This window comes from Ensifer sp. Root558 (assembly GCF_001427045.1).
Lineage (GTDB): Bacteria > Pseudomonadota > Alphaproteobacteria > Rhizobiales > Rhizobiaceae > Ensifer > Ensifer adhaerens.
The window spans coordinates 151,418-171,852 of record NZ_LMGC01000033.1; the positions used below are offsets into that span (position 1 = coordinate 151,418).

General features: G+C 63.0%; 15 protein-coding genes and 2 pseudogenes. 13 read left to right on the forward strand and 4 right to left on the reverse strand.

Features of this window, described 5'->3' with window-relative positions; translation table 11 throughout:
* Positions 1–184, reverse strand: a pseudogene (locus ASD63_RS34520) (isocitrate/isopropylmalate family dehydrogenase); the annotation flags it as partial.
* Positions 185–381: 197 nt separating this feature from the next.
* Here ASD63_RS34520 and ASD63_RS36670 point away from each other — a divergent pair.
* The 3 genes from ASD63_RS36670 (at position 382) to ASD63_RS24730 (ending at position 3,363) form a co-directional block, all read left to right on the forward strand.
* The gene (locus ASD63_RS36670; protein ID WP_256385288.1) at positions 382–504 is read left to right on the forward strand and encodes a hypothetical protein; all 123 of its coding nucleotides are present in this window, start codon (positions 382–384) and stop codon (positions 502–504) included.
* 47 nt (positions 505–551) lie between these two features.
* Positions 552–1,193: a LysE family translocator gene (locus ASD63_RS24725; protein WP_034803056.1), complete on the forward strand. Its 642-nt coding sequence runs from the start codon at positions 552–554 to the stop codon at positions 1,191–1,193.
* Between the two features lie 106 nt (positions 1,194–1,299).
* Positions 1,300–3,363 carry a M3 family metallopeptidase gene (locus ASD63_RS24730; protein WP_060529991.1) on the forward strand — a complete coding sequence of 688 codons (2,064 nt, stop codon included), beginning with the start codon at positions 1,300–1,302 and terminating at the stop codon, positions 3,361–3,363.
* Positions 3,364–3,380: 17 nt separating this feature from the next.
* Here ASD63_RS24730 and ASD63_RS24735 read toward each other — a convergent pair whose 3' ends face one another.
* A complete protein-coding gene (locus ASD63_RS24735) occupies positions 3,381–4,856 on the reverse strand; it encodes a glycosyl transferase family protein (protein ID WP_082572986.1) in 1,476 nt (491 codons plus the stop codon).
* Between the two features lie 282 nt (positions 4,857–5,138).
* Here ASD63_RS24735 and ASD63_RS24740 point away from each other — a divergent pair.
* A pseudogene (locus tag ASD63_RS24740) lies at positions 5,139–7,168 on the forward strand (TonB-dependent receptor).
* A gap of 88 nt (positions 7,169–7,256) precedes the next feature.
* Here the strand turns inward: ASD63_RS24740 and ASD63_RS24745 are convergent.
* The gene (locus ASD63_RS24745) at positions 7,257–8,429 is read right to left on the reverse strand and encodes a dihydrodipicolinate synthase family protein (protein ID WP_034803050.1); all 1,173 of its coding nucleotides are present in this window, start codon (positions 8,427–8,429) and stop codon (positions 7,257–7,259) included.
* Between the two features lie 297 nt (positions 8,430–8,726).
* On the opposite strand from ASD63_RS24745, the gene ASD63_RS24750 reads away from it, so the two are divergent.
* The 5 genes from ASD63_RS24750 to ASD63_RS24770 are packed head-to-tail and all read left to right on the forward strand — an operon-like array spanning position 8,727 to position 14,669.
* On the forward strand, positions 8,727–9,767 hold the full coding sequence (locus tag ASD63_RS24750; protein WP_034803047.1) for a LacI family DNA-binding transcriptional regulator: 1,041 nt from the start codon (positions 8,727–8,729) through the stop codon (positions 9,765–9,767).
* Positions 9,764–10,765: a Gfo/Idh/MocA family oxidoreductase gene (locus tag ASD63_RS24755; RefSeq protein ID WP_060529992.1), complete on the forward strand. Its 1,002-nt coding sequence runs from the start codon at positions 9,764–9,766 to the stop codon at positions 10,763–10,765. The genes ASD63_RS24750 and ASD63_RS24755 overlap by 4 nt, the downstream gene beginning before the upstream one ends.
* 4 nt (positions 10,766–10,769) lie before the next feature.
* Positions 10,770–12,389, forward strand: coding sequence for an acyl CoA:acetate/3-ketoacid CoA transferase (locus ASD63_RS24760; RefSeq protein ID WP_156623698.1), 1,620 nt, complete (start codon positions 10,770–10,772; stop codon positions 12,387–12,389).
* Entirely contained in the window at positions 12,382–13,161 is a 780-nt protein-coding gene (locus ASD63_RS24765; protein ID WP_034803042.1) for an enoyl-CoA hydratase/isomerase family protein, read from the forward strand. Before ASD63_RS24760 ends, ASD63_RS24765 begins: the two co-directional genes overlap by 8 nt.
* A complete protein-coding gene (locus ASD63_RS24770; protein WP_034803039.1) occupies positions 13,161–14,669 on the forward strand; it encodes an aldehyde dehydrogenase family protein in 1,509 nt (502 codons plus the stop codon). The genes ASD63_RS24765 and ASD63_RS24770 overlap by 1 nt, the downstream gene beginning before the upstream one ends.
* Before the next feature lie 99 nt (positions 14,670–14,768).
* Here the strand turns inward: ASD63_RS24770 and ASD63_RS24775 are convergent, their stop codons facing one another.
* Positions 14,769–15,833: a LacI family transcriptional regulator gene (locus tag ASD63_RS24775; protein ID WP_034803036.1), complete on the reverse strand. Its 1,065-nt coding sequence runs from the start codon at positions 15,831–15,833 to the stop codon at positions 14,769–14,771.
* A gap of 302 nt (positions 15,834–16,135) precedes the next feature.
* Here ASD63_RS24775 and ASD63_RS24780 point away from each other — a divergent pair, with 302 nt between their 5' ends.
* The 4 genes from ASD63_RS24780 (at position 16,136) to ASD63_RS24795 (ending at position 20,435) form a co-directional block, all read left to right on the forward strand.
* The gene (locus ASD63_RS24780) at positions 16,136–17,380 is read left to right on the forward strand and encodes an ABC transporter substrate-binding protein (protein WP_034803022.1); all 1,245 of its coding nucleotides are present in this window, start codon (positions 16,136–16,138) and stop codon (positions 17,378–17,380) included.
* Positions 17,381–17,555: 175 nt separating this feature from the next.
* The gene (locus tag ASD63_RS24785; protein ID WP_034803019.1) at positions 17,556–18,434 is read left to right on the forward strand and encodes a sugar ABC transporter permease; all 879 of its coding nucleotides are present in this window, start codon (positions 17,556–17,558) and stop codon (positions 18,432–18,434) included.
* The gene (locus ASD63_RS24790; protein ID WP_034803016.1) at positions 18,434–19,315 is read left to right on the forward strand and encodes a carbohydrate ABC transporter permease; all 882 of its coding nucleotides are present in this window, start codon (positions 18,434–18,436) and stop codon (positions 19,313–19,315) included. Before ASD63_RS24785 ends, ASD63_RS24790 begins: the two co-directional genes overlap by 1 nt.
* A gap of 4 nt (positions 19,316–19,319) precedes the next feature.
* Positions 19,320–20,435, forward strand: coding sequence for an ABC transporter ATP-binding protein (locus tag ASD63_RS24795; protein ID WP_034803014.1), 1,116 nt, complete (start codon positions 19,320–19,322; stop codon positions 20,433–20,435).

A 20,435-nucleotide genomic window follows, 5' to 3' on the forward strand; every position in this document is an offset into this window, starting at 1 on the left:
CCATGTCCTCTTCCGAGATCGCCTGACCGTGGGCGTCATAGGCCGAACCGCCAACCAGGCCCTCGTCCGTCACGAAGCCGGCACCAAGCTCGGCATTCATGTAGGCGATGATTTTGCGGACTTCCGCCATGGCTTCCGGGCCGATGCCGTCGCCGGGCAGAAGGAAGAGGTTGCGCACAGTCATGGATAGTCCTTCTCGCGGGGGGAAAACTCGGCCGCGTTCTAGCGCAACTTCGTATCGAGGGAAATCGGCGAAACGAAAGATTTGTGCGCGCCCGCGAGCGGAACGTTCCCTACGGAACAGCTGATCGGTCGAGGCACTGCGATCATGGCCCAGAAGCCGCGTACCTGCCTGGCCGTCGATCCCTCGAGGAGAAAAACATGCGCAATTTTGTTCACGCCGTCGCCGCCCATATCTGCGCCACGACCAAGAACCTGACCTTTACTTCCGGCAAGCGCTCAGCCGCGTCTTCCTATAGTTGGCTTAGCTTTCCTCTTGACTGAAACGGTGCCTCCGGATCGAATGCGGGTAACACAACTGGGAACCCGCCATGTCCGAGACGCTGCTGATTGGAGCCTTTCTCGCCGCCCTCTCCTACGTCCTTATTCCCGGACCGGCGTTTCTGGCGCTGCTCGGCATCGGCGCCGGCCAGGGGCGCAAGGCAGGCGCCTTGTTCATGGGCGGACACCTTGCCGGTGACGTTCTCTGGTCGACCCTGGCGCTGGTCGCAATCGTCGGCGCGCGCTCCGTCGGCACGACGATTTTCGATATCCTCGGTCTCTTCTGCGGCGCCTATCTCGGCTGGATCGGCTGGACGGCATTGCGCGCACGCCCCGCCGGCGAGAACCGCGCGCTCGTGACAGTCGAGCGTCCTTTGAGGCGCGGACTGATTTTTGGACTCACCAATCCCAAGGGCTATCCGGTAGCGCTCGCAACCTTCACGGCGCTGCTTGCCAGCTCGGCCAACGCGCTCGAGTTCGATGCGCTGCCGGCGCTGCTCGGCGTCTCGCTGATCGGATTTCTCGTGGCCGATCTGATCCTGATCGTCATCATCGGCACCTCCGTCGTGCGGCGTTTCTACCGACGCCACGAACTCGCGATCGTCCGGCTCTCCGGTCTCCTGTTCATCGGCTTTGCCGTTCAGGCGGTCTGGCACGCTGCCCCCGGGCTTCTCGGTTTGCGCAGGCCTTGACGGCAAGCCCCCTCACGACCACCTCCATTGCCTCCGCGTCCTGATGTCATAGATAAGCGACGCCCCTCCCCGGCCCCGCGTCGGACCGCATGCGAAAGGATTTCTGATGACCACCAGCACCCCGCTCAATCCCGCGCTCACCGCATGGACCGGCCACGAAGGCCTGCCGCGTTTCGACCTGGTGAAGGACGAGGATTTTGCTCCGGCGTTCGACGCGGCTTTCAGGGAACATGAGGCGGAGATCGACGCGATTGCCGAAAACCCGGCGGCGCCGACCTTCGAAAACACGATCATTGCGCTGGAGATCGCCGGTGACGAACTGTCGCGCGTATCCTCGATCTTCTGGAACAAGGCCGGCGCCGACACCAACGAGACGATCCAGGCGCTGGAGCGCGATATCGCGCCGAAGATGTCCCGGCACTATTCGAAAATTGGCATGAATGCGGCGCTGTTCAAGCGCATCGACACGCTGTGGGAAGGGCGCGCAGGGCTTGGCCTCGATCTTGAAGCGACGCGCGTACTCGAGCGCCACTGGAAGGGTTTCGTCAAATCCGGCGCCAAGCTCGCAAAGCCGGAGCAGGAGCGGCTGGCAGCGATCAACGAGAAACTCGCCGGTCTCGGCGCCAGGTTCGGGCAGAACGTGCTCGCCGATGAGAAGAGCTGGGTTCTGTTCCTAGAGAGCGAGGAACAGCTCGCCGGCCTGCCGGACTTCCTGCGCGACGCCATGGCGGCGGTTGCCGAAGACCGCGGCCAGAAGGGCAAGTATGCCGTCACCCTGTCGCGCTCGATCATCGAACCGTTCCTGACCTTCTCCGACAATCGCGAGCTTCGCGAGCAGGCCTTCCGCGCCTGGATCGCGCGCGGTGAAAATGGCGGCGACACCGACAATCGCGGGCTGATCGCCGAGATGCTGGCGCTGCGGGCCGAAAAGGCGAAGCTGCTCGGCTATCATAACTTCGCGTCGCTGAAGCTCGACGATACCATGGCGAAGACGCCCACTGCCGTGAACGGCCTGCTGATGCAAGTCTGGGAAAAGGCGGTTGCCCGCGCCCGCGAGGAAGAGGCCGAGCTTGCCCGGCTCGTTGCCGACGAGGGCCGCAATCACGACGTCATGCCCTGGGACTGGCGCCATTACGCCGAGAAGCTCCGCGCCGAGAAGTTCAATTTCTCCGAAGGCGAACTCAAGCCTTACCTGCAGCTCGAAAAGATCATCGAGGCCTGCTTCGATGTCGCCAAGCGTCTGTTCGGCATTACCGCGGCGGAGAAGAAGGGCATTGCCGCCTACCATCCCGACGTGCGCGTCTTCGAGGTCAAGGATGCATCCGGCAAGCTGGTGGCATTGTTCCTTGGCGACTACTTCGCCCGGTCTTCGAAGCGCTCCGGTGCGTGGATGAGTTCGTTCCAGTCGCAGCACAAGCTCAAGCTGAAGAATGGCGCCGAAGGCGAGCTGCCGATCATCTACAACGTCTGCAATTTCGCCAAGCCCGCCGAGGGCAAGCCGGCGCTGCTGTCGCTCGATGATGCCCGAACGCTCTTCCACGAGTTCGGGCACGCATTGCATGGCATGCTATCCAACGTCACCTACCCTTCGGTGTCCGGCACGGGTGTGTCGCGTGACTTCGTCGAGCTGCCGTCGCAGCTTTACGAACATTGGCTGACGGTGCCGGAGATCCTGAAGCGTTATGCGGTGCACTACCAGACCGGCGAGCCGATGCCGCAGGCGCTGCTCGACAAGGTGCTGGCGGCGCGAACCTTCAACTCGGGCTTCGCAACAGTCGAGTTCACGTCGTCCGCACTGGTCGATATGGCCTATCATACGGCCGCGGTGACGGCGGAACCGATGGCGCTCGAAGCCAAGAAGCTCGATGAGATCGGCATGCCGAAATCCATCGTCATGCGCCATCGCAGCCCGCACTTCCTGCACGTCTTCTCGGGCGACGGCTACTCGGCCGGCTACTATTCCTACATGTGGTCGGAAGTGCTCGACGCCGATGCCTTCGCCGCCTTCGAGGAAACCGGCAACGCCTTCGATCCGGCCATGGCCGCCCGCCTCAAGGACAACATCTATTCGGTCGGCGGCTCGATCGATCCGGAGGATGCCTACAAGGCCTTTCGCGGCAAACTGCCGAGCCCGGATGCGATGCTCGCGAAAAAGGGCCTGGCTGCCTGAGCCACGCGGAACTCCGATCACGCCATCCGGCGTGATCGGTTGTTCCAAAGTCCCCGCACTGTCTCGCAAGCAGCCTCGAAGTCGTCGTAATTGCGCAGACTGACAAGGGCGGCAGCCGCCGTCGTAATGATGGTGGTTTCCGCGCGCTCGTCGCGGGCAGCACCAGTCCAAACCGCCTGCCAGTATTCGCGGCTGCTCAAGCCGGTGCGCGGTTCGGCCGGCGGCGCGATTTTCGCGGGAATGATGACGTCGGAGGCTTCGCCGCCGACAAGGCGGAAAAGGGGCGTCTGGCGGTAGGGCGTGAACTCAGCGTGGTCGCGGGTGTTGCCGAGGATCGTCAACTCTCTCGTGCCGAGCAGCATGGCGATGTCGCGGCTGAGCGTGCGGCTCGAGGGATTGGCGACGCCGAGCAGGCTTGTCCGTCCGCCCATCGGATTGATGAGGTGTATGGCGGCGTTTAGCGGCATGCGCATCTCCATCAGCCGATAGAGCCCCAGCAAGCGATAGACCTGCGGCGCAAAGGCCGAGAGCGGCAGATAGGCGATGCCTGCCGACCGAAGCGCTGTCTTGGCGGCCGTGATCGACGTGCAAACCGGGATGCCGGCTGCGGAAGCGGCCACCTCCAGCTTGTGCCGATCCGTACCCTCTTCACCGTAGCTTCCATGCAGCACGACGCGATGCCCGGCATCGACGACAAGCCGTGCCGCATGCAGGAACCAGGGCGCAGTCTTCAATTTGGGCGAGAGGTAGCAGGGCCAATCGAGGTCGGCGATGCCGTTTCCCGGTTCAATTGCGCCGATATGGCGGCGCATGGCGCGCACGAAACCGGCCACCTCCACCGCCGTCGGTCCGCGATAATGCAGCACCGTCATCAGCGCACCGATCTGCACCGGGTCCGCTTCGCCGGCAAGGATGATCGCCAGCGCGTCCTCGGCCTCCTCTTTGCTCAAGGGGCGGCTGCGGCCGGCGCCGGTGCCGACAGTCGCGATGCAGCGAGCCAATCGTCGTTCAGGGGCGGCATCGTCGCCGATTTCGGCCAGCTTTGCGGCGAACTGTTCCGGTGCCGGCTCCCCCTCAAGCAGGCGGCTTGGCCGGACCGCCAGCGGTGGTGCGTCGGTCAGTGCCTGCCCTTCCCAGCCGGCGTGACCTGTCTGTGTGGGTGCGGACGCGGAGCCAGCGGCGCGTGCGTCAAGCAGGGCTTCGGTCTCTGCGGCAAGAGCGCGCACGCGTAGCCGCAGAGACTCGGCAAGCGGGGTCGGGCGCAGGCCATGACCTGTGCGCAGGAACAGCGGATCGGCATAGTCCTCACGCAATTGACCGAGCAAGCGGCTCATTGCCGAGGGCTGCAGACCGACGCTTGAAGCGGCACGGCTGACGCTGTTTTCGCGTAGCAGTGCGTCCAGCGCCAGGAGCAGGCGCAGCTTGCTCAGATCCGTCTGACGTTCGTTGGAGGCCGACGCGCCTCCTGTCACGCTCGCCGTTGCTTTCGCCATGGTTCCGTCCCGCCTTTCTGTCTCATCCGGCATATTCGCGGGCGCTGTTTTGCGTCGTTTCGTATTTGGAACGGTTCCAAAACAGCGTCGTTGACCGTCTCCCTCGCCAATAACTAAGTGGAGTTCATTACTCAAGATATATGCGGGGCGAAGATGATGAAGCGGATGGGGCCTGAGACCGAAACCGAGGAGCAGCGGCAAGGGGACCGCTGGAACCGGTGCGGCTCGGCCGGATGGTCACATCGTTTCGTCTGCGCCTGCCTCGCCGGCACGGCGCTGACGGTGCCGACGGAAGCCTTGGCACAGAAGGCCAAGGAAAAGGAGAAGGCGACCGAACTCGAGCAGATTGTGGTGACGGCGACCGGGTTCGAGCAAAACGTCAAGGATGCGCCGGCGAGCATCACGGTGATCTCGGGCGAAGACCTGCAAAAGCGGTCGTTCCGCGATCTCACCGATGCGCTTCGCGACGCGCAAGGGGTTGCGGTGACCGGTGTCGCCAACGAGCGCGACATCTTCATCCGCGGCCTGCCCGGCTCCTACACGCTGATTCTTGTCGACGGAAAGCGCCAGAGCACGCGTGACGCGCGCACCAATGGCAACTCCGGTTTCGAGCAGAGCTTCATTCCGCCGGCCGCCGCCATCGAGCGTATCGAGATCGTCCGTGGGCCGATGTCGTCGCTCTACGGTTCCGATGCCATGGGTGGGGTCATCAACATCATCACCCGCAAGGTCGCCGACAGCTGGACCGGCTCGTTTACCACCGACGGCACGATGCAGCAGCACAAGCAGTTCGGCAATTCGGGCCAAATGTCGTTCTATACCAGCGGGCCGATCCTGAAAGACACGCTCGGCGTACAGATCTGGGGCCGCGGCCTGAAGCGCAGTGAGGACAGGTTCCTTTCCGGCATCACCGGTTCGAAGGAACACGATCTGACGGCGCGGCTTTCCTATACGCCGAACGAGGATCATGACTTCTTCCTCGAAGGCGGGACCGCACGGCTTCGCCGCGATGCCAATGTCGGCAAGACGATCGAGCCTGGACCGCGCGCGGTCAGCACCTACAACGACAACGACCGCGATCACTGGTCGTTCTCCCATACGGGGCGCTGGGGACCGACGACGTCTGACTTCTCCATCCTGCAGGAATGGGCGGAGCGCCGGACCTACAACTACAGCCACGCAGACGGTCGCTTCGTCAAGCAGCCGCGCGCGCCCGAGGTGCGCAACACCGTCATCGACGGCAAGTTCACCACTCCCTTCGATCTCGGCGGCAGCCACACGCTGGTGACTGGCGGGCAATATTTCGAGGCGCGGCTTTCCGACAGAACCCGGGTCGACGCACGGGCTTGAACGAGACCTTCTCGGCGACGCAATGGGCGCTGTTTGCCGAAGACGAATGGCGCATGGTCGATGACTTCGCGCTGACTACGGGCTTGCGTCTCGATCATCATGAGGAATATGGCTACCACTTGAGCCCGCGCATCTACGGCGTCTGGAACGCGACCGACATGCTGACGGTAAAGGGCGGCATTTCCACCGGCTTCCGTGCGCCCGATATCCGCAGCATCGCGCCGGGTTATGCCTATACGACCGGCGGTGGCGGTTGCTCCTATGGTCCGACCGGCACCTGCGGCGTGATCATCGCCGACCCGAACCTGAAGGCCGAATCGAGCACGAGCTATGAAATCGGCGCGGTTTGGGACAATGGCGACGTCATTCTCGGCGGTACCTATTTCTATACGGATTTCCGGGACAAGATCTCCAACTCGATGGTGCTGGATTCGGCCGGCAATCCGGTGCGCTGGAGCGAGGACCCGAACTACCGCCTCTGGTACAACTACAATATCGACGACGCGATCATTCAGGGCGTCGAGCTGACCGCGACCTGGAATGCGACGCCGGATCTGACACTTCGCGCGAGCTACACCTACACGCAGTCCGAACAGAAGACCGGTACCTTTGCCGGCTTCCCGCTGGCGCGCACGCCGGAACACATGGCCAATCTCAGGGCTGATTGGTACACGCCGGTCGAAGGGCTAGAAGCTTGGGCTTCCGTCAACTATCACGGCGAAGAGATCGCCGCCGGTCCGCGCATCGGCACCAACGGCAAGCCGGTGACGATCAACGGCCAGCAAGGCCGCAAGTACGACGCCTATACGACGGTCGATATCGGCACGAAATATGATGTCGGCGAGGGCCTGACGCTGAACGCTGCGGTCTACAATCTCTTCGACAAGGAAGTCGAGCAGACCGATTTCAACACGGTTATGGAAGGCCGCCGCTTCTGGATGAGCCTAACGGCAACATTCTGATCGTCCGGCCGGTCCCTGCCCGGCTCCCGATCGAAAACAGACGGCGCCCGGAAGGCGCCGTCTGTCATTTCTCAAGCGCCGCTCTTTCTCAGGCGCTTTGGTCCACGCCGAGGGTCGATAGCAGGCTTTTCATTCTCTGGAGCGCCAGTTCCGGCCGGTCGAGCACATTGGCGCGGTCGGCGAGGCGGAAGATATCGGCGTAGTGCAGCACCCCGCGGGCGGACTGCATGCCGGCGGGCATGGTGAAGTGGCGCTGGTGGCCGTTCAGCCAGGCGAGGAGAACGACGCCGGCCTTGTAATACTGTGTCGGTGCCTCGAAGATCTTGCGGGACAGGGGCACGGTCGGCTCGATCACGCCGCGGAAGGTGGCGAGATCGTCCTTCGCCAGCGCCGCGAGTGCCTTGGAGGCGGAGGGCGCCACCGCATCGAAGATGCCGAGCAACGCGTGGCTGTACTTCGTGCCGTCGCCCTCGATCAGTTCGGCATAGTTGAAGTCGTCGCCGGTAAAGCAGAGCACGCCTTCGGGCAGGCGATTGCGCAGTGCCACTTCCTTGGCGTTTTCGAGCAGCGAAATCTTGATGCCTTCGACCTTGTCGCGGTTGGCTTCGATGATCGAGAGCACCGTATCGAGCGCCTGGTCGAAATTCTCCGAACCCCAATAGCCCCGAAGTTGCGGATCGAACATGTCGCCGAGCCAATGCAACACCACCTTGTGCCTGGTCTGGCCGAGGATGCGGCCATAGACGAAGCGATAGTCGTCGGCCGATTGCGCTACGCGGGCGAGCGCCCGGCTTGCCATCATGATCGCCCTGCCCCCCTCGCCTTCGACGAAGCCGACCTGTTCCTCATAGGCGGCAATCACATCGTCAAGCGAGCGCGCATCGGTGGGCGCAAGATGGTCGGTGCCGGCGCCACAGGCAAGATCGGCGCCCGCTACCTGCCGCGCATCGCTGAGCGAGCGGCGGATCAACTCCTGCGCGCCCGGCCAGGCAAGGCCCATGCCGCGTTGGGCGGTGTCCATCGCCTCGGCGATTTTGAAACCCAGGCTCCAGAGGTGATGGCGAAACGCCATCGTCGCATCCCAGTCGATCGCCGGGTTGCCCCAGGGATCGAGATCCTTGAGCGGATCCGAGACCACATGGGCGGCCGCATAGGCGATGCGGTTGAAGGTCGGCGGCGTGTTGGGCCGTTCAATCGGCGTTCCGGTCAGGCGATACTGTTCAAGCGAGCCGTCTTGGCGCGGCAGCGTCAGGCTTGTCATTGGGGTTGGTCTCCTCCGCGGACGTTTGCCTTGGAATACTTTGGATCGTTCCAAATGGCAAGCGGCAATGTTTTTCAGGCGAGGCGATCCTCCTCCAGACGATTGCGGATCTCCGATAATGTCATTTAAATTCAATTAAATAATCCGTCAAACCGCAGGTCGCTACGCTTCTCGAGGTGCCTTTTGTCTGCACCGAACGCGGCCGGACGTGAAAAAAGTGATCAGCCAACTCTTGACGAAATTGGAACGTTCCAATTATGAAAGAAGAAAGCAGGCAGAAGAATTCGGGAGGATGCTGTGGTCAAGGAGAGGGTAACGGTCATCGATATTGCGCACGCTGCCGGCGTGTCGAAGTCGACCGTGTCGCTCGTTCTTCAGGGCAGCTCGCTCGTCAATGAGGCGACGCGCGCCAAGGTGAATGCCGCCATCCGCGATCTCGGCTATGTCTATAATCGCGGCGCTGCCAATCTTCGGCAATCGAAGTCCAAGATCATCGGCATCGTCGTCAACGATCTCACCAACAGCTTCTTTGCGGAACTCGCCGTCGGCGTCGATGCGGTCGTGCAATCGGCAGGCTTCGTGCAGTTTCTTGCCAATACCGGCGAAAAGATCGAGCGCCAGCGCGAAGTGGTCGCGTCGATGCGCGAGCATGGCGTTTCCGGCCTGATCATTTCGCCGGCGCGTGGCACCGAAGCGGCCGATCTTGCGCCTTTGGTCGAGAGCGGCATTCCCGTCGTGCTCGTCGTCCGCGACATTGCCGGGGCAAATGTCTCTTCGCTGATCTCCGACAACCACGCTGGTGCCGTGGCCGCGGTGCGTCATCTGATCGAACGTGGTCACCAGCGCATCGCCTTCCTCGGCGGTTTTTCCGACACCGCCGTCTTCGAGGCGCGCATGCGCGGCTACCGCGATGCGCTCGTCGAGGCCGGCATGCCGGTTTCGGAATCGCTGATCATCGGTTCGGCGCCGTCGCGTGCCGGCGGGGTGACGGCGGTGGAGCAGGCGATGATGCTCGCCGACCGGCCGACGGCCGCACTCTGCTTCAATGATGCGGTCGCTTTCGGCGTCTGCGATGGCCTGAGGGCCCGGCGGCTTGAGCCGGGTGCCGATTTCGCCGTTATCGGTTTCGACGACGTGATCGAGGCGAAGACAGCAGTTCCGGCGCTGACGACGGTGTCCGTCGATCCACAAGGCATGGGCCAACGGGCGGCCGAGCTGCTGTTGAAGCAGATCAAGGCCGGTAAGGCGGAGCCGGAAGCGATCGTCGGTTCGGTTCGTCTCGTCGTTCGCCAGAGCTGCGGCGCAGCAGTCGAGAGAAAAAGGGAGGCACTGGCATGACACGGTGGGGTCTGATCGGCGCAAGCACGATTGCGCGCGAATGGGTGATCGGCGCAATCCGCGCCGCCGGAGGCGAGGTCGTCTCCGTCATGAGCACGAGCGCGGAGCGCGGCGCGGCTTACGCCGAGGAGAACGGCATCGCCAAGTCGGTGACCACTGTTGCCGAACTCGTCGGCGATCCCGATGTCGACGCCGTCTATGTCTCCACCACCAATGAACTGCATCGCGAGCAGACGCTGGCGGCGATCGCTGCCGGCAAGCATGTGCTCTGCGAGAAGCCGCTGGCGATGACGCTGGAGGATGCGCGTGACATGGTGAGCGCAGCGCAGGAGGCGGGTGTCGTTCTTGCTACCAACCACCACCTGCGCAATGCCGCCAGCCACCGCGCAATGCGCGATGCGATCGCCGAGGGCAGGATCGGCCGGCCGATTGCAGCCCGCGTCTTCCACGCCGTCTATCTGCCGCCGCATCTCCAGGGCTGGCGACTGGAGAGGCCGGACGCCGGCGGCGGCGTCATTCTCGACATCACCGTGCATGACGCCGATACGCTGCGCTTCATCCTCAACGACGATCCGATCGACGCCGTTGCCATCAGTCACAGTGCCGGCATGGGCAAGGAAGGCCTGGAGGATGGTGTCATGGGTGTCATCCACTTCCGCTCCGGCGTCATCGCACAGTTCCACGATGCCTTCACCACCAAATACGCAGAGACCGGTCTTGAGGTGCATGGCACCGAAGGATCGCTGATCGGCCGCAACGTGATGACGCAGAAGCCGACAGGCACGGTGACGCTGCGCAACGCCGATGGCGAGAGCGAGCTGACGCTCGACCACCGCAATCTCTACGAAACAGCGCTTTCCGCTTTCCATGCCGCTGCCCAGGGCAACGGCCGTCCATCTGCGACGGGCGAGGATGGCGTCTGGTCGCTGGCAACGGGCCTTGCCGTCGTCAAGGCGGCGGCCACCGGCCAGGCCGTGGCGATCGAAACGGGACTTTGAACTCATGTCGATGAACAAGCACATCTCGCCGGCCGAAGCGGCTGCCCTGATCCCGGATGGCGCGGTGGTTTCGGTCTCCTCGTCCAGCGGCCTCGGCTGCCCGGATCTGATGCTCAAGGCGATCGGCGAGCGGTTCGAGACGACCGGCCACCCACGCGACCTGACGACGCTGCATCCGATTGCCGCCGGCGACATGAGCGGCATCAAGGGCGTCGACTATATCGCCAAGAAGGGTCTGCTGAAGAAGATCATCGGCGGCTCCTATCCCTCGGGTCCGTCGAGTGCGGAACCGCCGTTGATCTGGCAGATGATCGGCGCTGACGAAGTGGCAGCCTACAACGTGCCCTCCGGCATCCTCTTCGACATGCACCGCGAGGCGGCGGCCAAGCGCCCGGGCGTGATGACCAAGATCGGCCTCGACACCTTCGTCGATCCGTCGCGCGAAGGCTGCGCCATGAATGCTTCGGCCGCGGCTGAGCCTGTGGTGAAGAAGGTCTCGTTCGAAGGCGAGGACTGGCTCTATTTCAAGGCGATCGCGCCGCAAGTGGCGATCATCCGCGCGACGACGGCGGACGAGCGCGGCAATCTCACCTATGAGCACGAGGGCGCCTATCTCGGTGGTCTCGACCAGGCGCTCGCTGCCCGCAACAATGGCGGCATCGTCATTGCCCAGGTCAAGCGCATCACCAAGGAAGGCTCACTGAAACCCCACGACGTGCGCGTGCCGGGCGTGCTGGTGGATTATGTCATCGTCGATCCCGACCAGAAACAGACGACCCAGACGCTTTACGATCCGGCGATTTCCGGCGAGATCTTCCGGCCGCTCGACAGTTTCCGGGTGCCGGAATTCAATATCCAGAAGGTCATTGCCCGCCGCGTGGCGCAGGAGCTTGAAGCCGGCAGCGCCGTCAATCTCGGCTTCGGCATTTCGGCCAATGTGCCGCGCATCCTGCTCGAAGAGGGGCTGCACGGTGCGGTCACCTGGGTGATCGAGCAGGGCGCTGTCGGCGGCGTGCCGCTGCTCGACTTCGCCTTCGGCTGCGCGTCCAATGCCGATGCCTTCATGCCCTCGCCCTACCAGTTCACCTATTTCCAGGGCGCCGGCTTCGATGCCTCGCTGCTCTCCTTCCTTGAGATCGATCGCAACGGCTCGGTCAACGTGTCGAAACTCTCTTTCCGCCCGCATGTGACGGCCGGCGCCGGCGGTTTCGTCGACATAACGGCACGGGCGAAGAAGATCGTCTTCTCCGGCATGTTCAATGCCGGCGCCAAGCTCGCGGTCGCCGACGGCAAACTGGTGATCGAAAAGGAAGGCAAGCTGAAGAAGCTGGTCAACGAGGTCGAACACGTCACCTTCTCAGGCCGTCGCGGTATCGAGCAGGGCCAGGACATCACCTATGTCACCGAGCGCTGCGTGATGAAGCTGACGCCCGAGGGCGTGATGCTGACCGAGATCGCGCCGGGGGTCGACCTGCAGGCGCATATTCTCGACCAGTCGGAATTCCCAATGATCGTTTCCGACAGACTGAAGACCATGGATGCGGGTCTGTTCCAGGATGCATTGCTTGGTCTTGAACTGCCGAAGAAGCCGGCGCGCCGGCTTCAGGGAGGCGACCGTGGCTGAGGGCCGTATCCGCATCGGCGTCGACGGTGCTGTCGCGATCATGACGATCGCCCGTCCGGAAAAGCTCAACGCTTTCGATATCGACATGCTGAAGGCGTTGGCATCGGCTTGCGACGAGATTGAAGCCGACCGCAATGTGCGTGTCGTCATCCTCACCGGCGAGGGCAAGGCATTTTCGGCCGGCGGTGACATCAAAGCCTGGGGCGGCATGGATGCGCCTGCCTTCGGGCATGACTGGGTACGGTTCGGTCATCGCGTGTTCGAGCGGCTGGCGACGCTGCGCATGCCCGTCATCGCCGCTCTTAACGGCCATGCGCTTGGCGGCGGGCTGGAACTGGCGGCGGCGGCCGATATCCGGCTGGCCGAAGCGCAGATCAAGATCGGCCTGCCGGAAACGAGCCTCGGCATGGTTCCCGGCTGGTCGGGCACGCAGCGCCTCGTCTCTCGCTTTGGCGCCCAGATCGTCAGGCGCATGGTGCTTGGCGGCGAGATGTTCACCGCCGAGGCTGCTCTGCGCGAAGGTCTGGTCGATGCCGTCGTCGAGACGGGCACGGTGCTGGCCGCTGCCCGCGATTACGCGGCGCGTGTCGCCAAGCGCGGGCCTGCGGCGCTTGAGATTTCGAAACTGATGCTCGCTTCGGCGAATGGCGAAGACAACGGATCCGCAGTCGAAGCGCTCGGCTCGATCCTTGTCGCCAAGACCGGCGACCTCAAGGAAGGTGTCGCCGCCTTCTCCGAAAAGCGTGAAGCCCAATTCAAGGGAGAATGGTAATGACCGTGCTCGTGAAACCCAAGCCGATCGAGGGCCAAAAGGTTCGCGCCTTCCAGATGCTGATCGACGGCAAATGGGTGGACAGCGCCGAGGGCCGTACGATCGAGCGCGTGGCGCCGGGCCACGGCGTCGTCGTCAGCCGCTATCAGGCGGGCACCAAGGCCGACGCCGAAAAAGCGATTGCTGCCGCACGCCGTGCCTTCGACGAGGGCACCTGGCCGCGCATGACCGCTTCGCAGCGTTCGCTGGTGCTTTTGCGCGCAGCCGATATCATTGCCGAGCGCGCCGATGAGCTTGCCTATCTCGATGCGATCGAATCCGGCAAGCCGATCAGCCAAGCCAAGGGCGAACTCGGCGGTGCCGCCGATATCTGGCGCTACGCCGCGGCTCTCGCCCGCGATCTGCATGGCGAAAGCTACAACACGCTCGGTGACGGTACACTTGGCGTCGTGCTGCGCGAGGCGATCGGTGTCGTCTCGATCATCACGCCCTGGAATTTCCCGTTCCTGATCGTCAGCCAGAAGCTGCCCTTTGCGCTGGCCGCTGGCTGCACCACTGTCGTCAAGCCGTCCGAGCTGACCTCGGCCTCGACGCTGCTGCTCGGTGAAATCCTCGAAGCCGCCGGCGTTCCCGCCGGCGTGGTCAACATCATCACCGGCACGGGGCCGGAGGTCGGCGCGCCAATGACGACGCATCCGGATGTCGACATGGTGTCCTTCACCGGCTCGACCGGCGTCGGCCGCCTGACCATGGCCAATGCTGCCCAGACGCTGAAGAAGGTCTCGCTGGAACTCGGCGGCAAGAACCCGCAGATCGTTTTCCCCGACGCCAATCTCGACGAATTCATCGATGCCGCCGTCTTCGGCGCCTATTTCAATGCCGGCGAATGCTGCAATGCCGGCTCGCGATTGATCCTGCACCGTGACATCGCCGACGAGGTGACGCGCCGCATCGCCGAGCTCTCGGCCAAGGTGAAGGTCGGCGATCCGCTCAATCCGGAAACCCAGGTCGGCGCAATCATCACGCCGCAGCATCTGGAAAAGATCGCCAGCTATGTTTCTGCTGCTTCGAAGGATGGCGCTGCGGTTGCCCATGGCGGCACCGCGCTCGATCTCGGCATGGGCCAGTTCATGGCTCCGACGATCCTTTCTTCCGTGCGCCCGGACATGGCGGTGGCGCGCGAGGAAGTGTTCGGCCCGGTTCTCTCGGTGCTGACCTTCGAGACGACGGAAGAGGCGATCGGCATCGCCAATGCGATCGACTATGGTCTTTCGGCCGGTGTGTGGAGCCGCGACTTCGACACCTGCCTGACGATCGGCCGCCGCGTGCGCGCCGGCACCATCTGGATGAACACCTTCATGGATGGCGCGTCGGAACTGCCCTTCGGCGGCTACCGCCAGTCCGGCCTCGGCCGCGAACTCGGCCGGCATTCGGTCGAGGATTACACCGAGACCAAGACGCTCAACATGCATATGGGGCCGCGTACCGGCTGGTGGATGCCGCGCTAAGGCTGAAACAGGGGAGGAGAGGACATGCGGACGATGGGGAGAACATTGGGGCAGGAGGCAGCGTCACGTGACGCCGCCTTGCGTACCGTGTTCGCCCGCTCAGCCGGCCGCGCCGAAGCTCGATGGGATCTGCGGACAGAGCAGCAGCTGCAGCTTGCTGACGTCGCTTTCTCCGCCGATCTTCTGCAGGAGCACCCGGCCCATGTCCTCGCCGGTCGCCGTCAGGTCCTCGTAGATCGTCTCGACCTGCGGCTGGATGGCGCTCAGGAGATGCGAGGTCTGCTTGGCGACGATGTCGTATTCGCGTCCGAGCGTCAGCCCGCAATCGCTCATGCCGGTGATGGTTGCGAGCGCGCAGACTTCGCCGCCGCACATGAAACTGTCCGGCGGATCGGGCTCGGCATAGCGCTGGCGCACGCGGTCGCGGATGGCGCCTGCCGGGCTGTCGAGATCGATGCCCGAGAGGATTTCGTAGGCGCAGCCCGCCTCGCGCACGGCGGTCATGAAGCCGTGCTGAAGATGGCCGGCAAAGGTGAAATCGGCGGGGCCACTGATCAGTGCGGGCTTGCGCCTGCCCTTGGCGATCAGGCGCTTCGTCGCCTGGTAGGAAAAGGTGAAGTTGTCGTAGTCGACATAGGGATGTGGGGTGGAAAGCTCCGTGCGCCCATGGGTGACGAAGGGAAAGCCGAGATCGGACAGCAATCGGACCCGGGGATCGAGCGGTTCCGTGCGCGAGAAGATCAGGCCATCGGCCATCGCGTTGCGGGTGATGTAGTTGACCGCTTCGACATTGGTCGAGTTCAGGAAGTTCGGCATGACGATCAGGTGGTAGGCCGTGCCCTGAAGTGCCTTGGCGATGCCACTCATGATCGAGGTGCCGTAGCCGAGGATTTCCTCGTGCGGGTCGAGCAGCACGCCGATGACATTGGTGCGGCCGGTCTTCAGGCGCTGGGCGGCGCGGTCGGGCGAATAGCCGATCTCGTCTGCGACCTCGCGCACTCGCTTGCGGGTATCGAGCGAGATCTGCGGCGCATCGGAAAGGGCACGCGAAACGGTGGTGACCGCAAGGCCGGTGATTTCCGCGATCGTGCGAAGGGTCGGCTTGCCGCGCTTGACGGCAGAACCAATGTCTTCGGCGTGGGCGGGCTTGGAGGGATCGGCCAATGCTAGTCTTTCTGAACGCGGGCGGGAGCGGTGTTTGTATCGTGGTGCGAGGGCTTAGGCAATCGAATCATGAAAACGTTTTAAATCTCGCATCGCGGCATGGTGTGCTGCACTGCAATAGCTAATGTGAGCTATATAATTCAGTAAATTCAAACGGTTCCGAAGGTGCTAAAATACAAAATGGCGGAATGCTTGACTTGCTGAATTTATAACGTTTTAAATGGCCAGCCGCTGGCTGAAGCGGCGCGAATTCCGGGGTGGAGGAGGTTCCGCCTCGTTAACTTGCAAACGGGAGGAAAACGATGCGCAAGTTGATGACGACGACGGCCGTTGTGGCGCTGATGATGGCGGCCACCGCCGCGCGCGCAGCCGAAAATGTGGAAGTTCTGCACTGGTGGACATCCGGTGGCGAAGCCGCCGCACTCGACGTTCTGAAGAAGGACCTGGAAAGCAAGGGCATCACCTGGACCGACATGCCGGTTGCCGGCGGTGGCGGTACGGAAGCGATGACGGTTCTGCGCGCTCGCGTCACCGCAGGCAACGCTCCGACCGCCGTGCAGATGCTCGGCTTCGACATTCTCGACTGGGCCAAGGAAGGCGCACTCGGCAACCTCGACGAGACCGCTTCCAAGGAAGGCTGGGACAAGGTGATCCCGACCGCCCTGCAGCAATTCTCGAAGTATGACGGCCACTGGATCGCAGCGCCGGTCAACGTGCATTCGACCAACTGGGTCTGGATCAACAAGGCCGCCCTCGACAAGGCTGGCGGCAAGGAGCCGACCAACTGGGACGAACTGGTTGCCCTGCTCGACAACTTCAAGGCCCAGGGGATCACCCCGATCGCCCATGGCGGCCAGCCCTGGCAGGATGCGACGATCTTCGACGCCGTCGTGCTTTCGCTCGGCACCGACTTCTACAAGCAGGCTTTCATCGATCTCGACCCGGCAGCGCTCGGCGGCGACAAGATGAAGGAAGCCTTCGACCGCATGACGAAGCTGCGCTCCTATGTCGACGACAACTTCTCGGGCCGTGACTGGAACCTCGCCTCCGCCATGGTCATAGAGAACAAGGCCGGCCTGCAGTTCATGGGCGACTGGGCCAAGGGCGAATTCCTGAAGGCCAAGAAGGTGCCGGGCACCGATTTCGTCTGCATGCGCTTCCCGGGTACGCAAGGGTCCGTGACCTTCAACTCCGACCAGTTCGCGATGTTCAAGGTTGCCGACGACAAGGTTCCGGCCCAGCTCGCCATGGCTTCGGCGATCGAAAGCCCGACCTTCCAGTCGGCCTTCAACGTGGTCAAGGGCTCGGTCCCGGCCCGCACCGACGTTCCGGACACGGACTTCGACGCCTGCGGCAAGAAGGGCATCAAGGACCTGGCAGAGGCCAACACCAACGGCAAGCTCTTCGGCTCCATGGCCCATGGCCATGCCAACCCGGCTGCCGTGAAGAACGCGATCTACGACGTCGTGACGCGCGAGTTCAACGGCGAACTGACGTCCGAAGAGGCCGTCAAGGAACTGGTCTCGGCCGTCGAGGCCGCGAAGTAACGGGCTCGCTCCGGGGCGCACTCTAGGCGCCCCGGACACCCCATTCCGACATGCAGGCGCCGTCGAACCGCCGTGGCCAACAGGACACGGGGAGGGGCGCTTTGATACCCAGAACCTCGCGCGGATGCCGATATCAGGGATTTCCCGACGGCCGCGCCAGAAGTGGTGAACGTTCATGGATAGCCGCAGTCGCCTGCAGGACCTGATACCGAAGCTGGTGCTTGCCCCGAGCTTCCTCATCGTCCTGATCTTTGTCTATGGCTTTATTGCCTATACCGGCTTTCTGTCGATGACGGACAGCAAGATGCTGCCGTCCTACAATTTCGTCGGGTTAAGCAATTATTCGAAGCTGTGGGCGCTGCCGCACTGGTGGCGGGCGGTGAGCAACCTGGCGATCTTCGCCGCGCTCTATATCGCCATCTGCTCCGTGCTCGGCCTTGGGCTGGCAATCCTGCTCGACCAGAAGATCCGGGCCGAAGGTTTCCTGCGGCCGATCTACCTCTACCCGATGGCACTCTCGTTCATCGTGACCGGAACGGCCTGGAAGTGGTTCCTCGATCCCGGCATCGGCCTTGAGAACACCATGCACCTCTGGGGCTGGGAGAGCTTCTCGTTCAACTGGATCAAGGACCGCAACTACGCGATCTACTGCGTCGTCATTGCCGCGGTCTGGCAGTCGACCGGCTTCATCATGGCGATGTTCCTTGCGGGCCTTCGCGGCGTCGACAACGAGATCATCAAGGCAGCGCAGATCGACGGCGCCAAGACCTCGACGATCTATCGCCGGATCGTCATTCCCCTGATGCGGCCGGTGTTTCTTTCCGCATTCGTGGTGCTCGCGCATCTGGCGATCAAGGCCTACGACCTGATCATCGCGCTTACCGGCGGCGGCCCCGGCCAGGCGACCGAACTGCCGGCGACCTTCATGTATTCCTACACCTTCACCCGCAACCAGATGGGCATCGGCGCGTCCTCGGCGATCATCATGCTGGTGATGATCTTCTCGATCATCGTTCCCTATCTCTATTCCGAAATCCGGGGAGCACGACGCTGATGAGCGCTCCGAGCCCAGACAACATCATTTCGCACAACCGCCTCACCCGCGCGTTGATCTACACCGCGCTGATCCTCTTTGCGCTCTATTCGCTGTTGCCGCTCTACGTGATGCTGGTGAACTCGGTGAAGCCGCTCGACGAGATCCGCCAGGGCGGCATGCTCAACCTGCCGCAGACCTTTACAGTCGAGCCGTGGCTTCAGGCCTGGTCGACGGCGCAGATCGGCGTGCAGCCGACCGGCCTGAAACCCTTCTTCATCAACTCGATCCTGATGGTCGTGCCGGCCGTGGCGATCTCGACGATCATCGGCGCACTCAATGGCTATGTGCTGACGAAGTGGCGCTTCCCCGGTGCCAACATCTTCTTCGGCATGCTGCTGCTCTCATGCTTCATCCCGTTCCAGATCGTGCTGATCCCGATGGCACGCATCCTCGGCATCCTTGGGATAGCCGGTTCGATCTGGGGCCTGATCTTCGTCCATGTGATCTACGGCATCGGCTTCACGACGCTCTATTTCCGCAACTACTACGAAGCGTTCCCGACCGAGCTGGTGCGCGCAGCGCAGATCGACGGCGCCAGCTTCTTCCAGATCTTCTGGCGCATCCTGTTGCCGTCCTCCGGTCCGATCATCGTCGTCTCGGTCATCTGGCAGTTCACCAACATCTGGAACGACTTCCTGTTCGGCGCGTCCTTCTCAGGCCCCTATTCGACGCCGATGACGGTCGCGCTGAACAACCTCGTTTCGTCCTCGACAGGCGTCAAGGAATACAACGTCCACTTCGCGGGCGCGATCCTCGCCGCCCTGCCAACGCTCATCGTCTACATCGTGTCCGGCCGCTACTTCGTTCGCGGGCTGATGTCGGGCGCCGTGAAAGGATAAGCTCATGTCTTTCTTGAAAATCAGCAACCTGCGCAAATCCTATGGCTCGCTCGAGATCCTGAAGGATATCAACCTGGAGATCGAAGAAGGCGGCTTCCTGGTGCTGGTCGGCCCCTCCGGCTGCGGCAAGTCCACACTTCTCAACACCATTGCCGGTCTGGAGCCGATCACATCGGGCGAGATCGCCATCAACGGTCGCTCGGTTGCCGATCTGCATCCCTCGAAGCGCGACATCGCCATGGTGTTCCAGTCCTACGCGCTCTACCCGAACATGACGGTTGCCGGAAACATCGCCTTCGGCATGGAAATCCGCGGCGTGCCGAAGGAGGAGCGCGAAAAGGCGATCAAGCAGGTCTCGGAAATGCTGCAGATCGGCCATCTGCTCGATCGCAAGCCGAGCCAGCTCTCGGGCGGCCAGCGCCAGCGCGTCGCCATGGGCCGAGCGCTGGTGCGCAACCCGCAGGTCTTCCTGTTCGACGAGCCGCTCTCCAACCTCGACGCAAAGCTGCGCGTCGACATGCGCACCGAAATCAAGCGGCTGCACAACCGCATGAAGACGACGATCGTCTACGTGACCCACGACCAGATCGAGGCGATGACGCTGGCGACCAAGATCGCGGTGCTGAAGGACGGCGTGCTGCAGCAGTTCGGGACGCCGGCCGAGATCTACAACAACCCGGCCAACATGTTCGTCGCCGACTTCATGGGCTCGCCGGCGATGAACCTGCTGACGGCGCGGATCGAAAAGAGCGGCTCCGACATTGCGGTCACGCTGACGCGTCCGAATGCCGAGCCGCTGAAGCTTGCGGTGCCTCAGGCCAACGGCGCACTGTCTGCCTATGCCGGCAAGGACGTCGTCTTCGGCATCCGTCCGGAAGCGCTGACCGATCCTGATGGCGCCGACCGCAATGCCAAGGTGGTCGCCGAGGGCGAGTGCCTGATCGAGGTGGTCGAGCCGGCCGGCTCCGATACCTTTGCGGTCACCCGTCTCGGCGGCAAGGAAATCGTTGCCCGGCTGAGAGCCGATGCCCGCATCGCGCCCGGGCAGACCTCGCGCCTTGCCTTCAATCTCGACAAGGCGGTGTTCTTCGATCCGCAGAGCCAGCAGCGGATCGCGTAA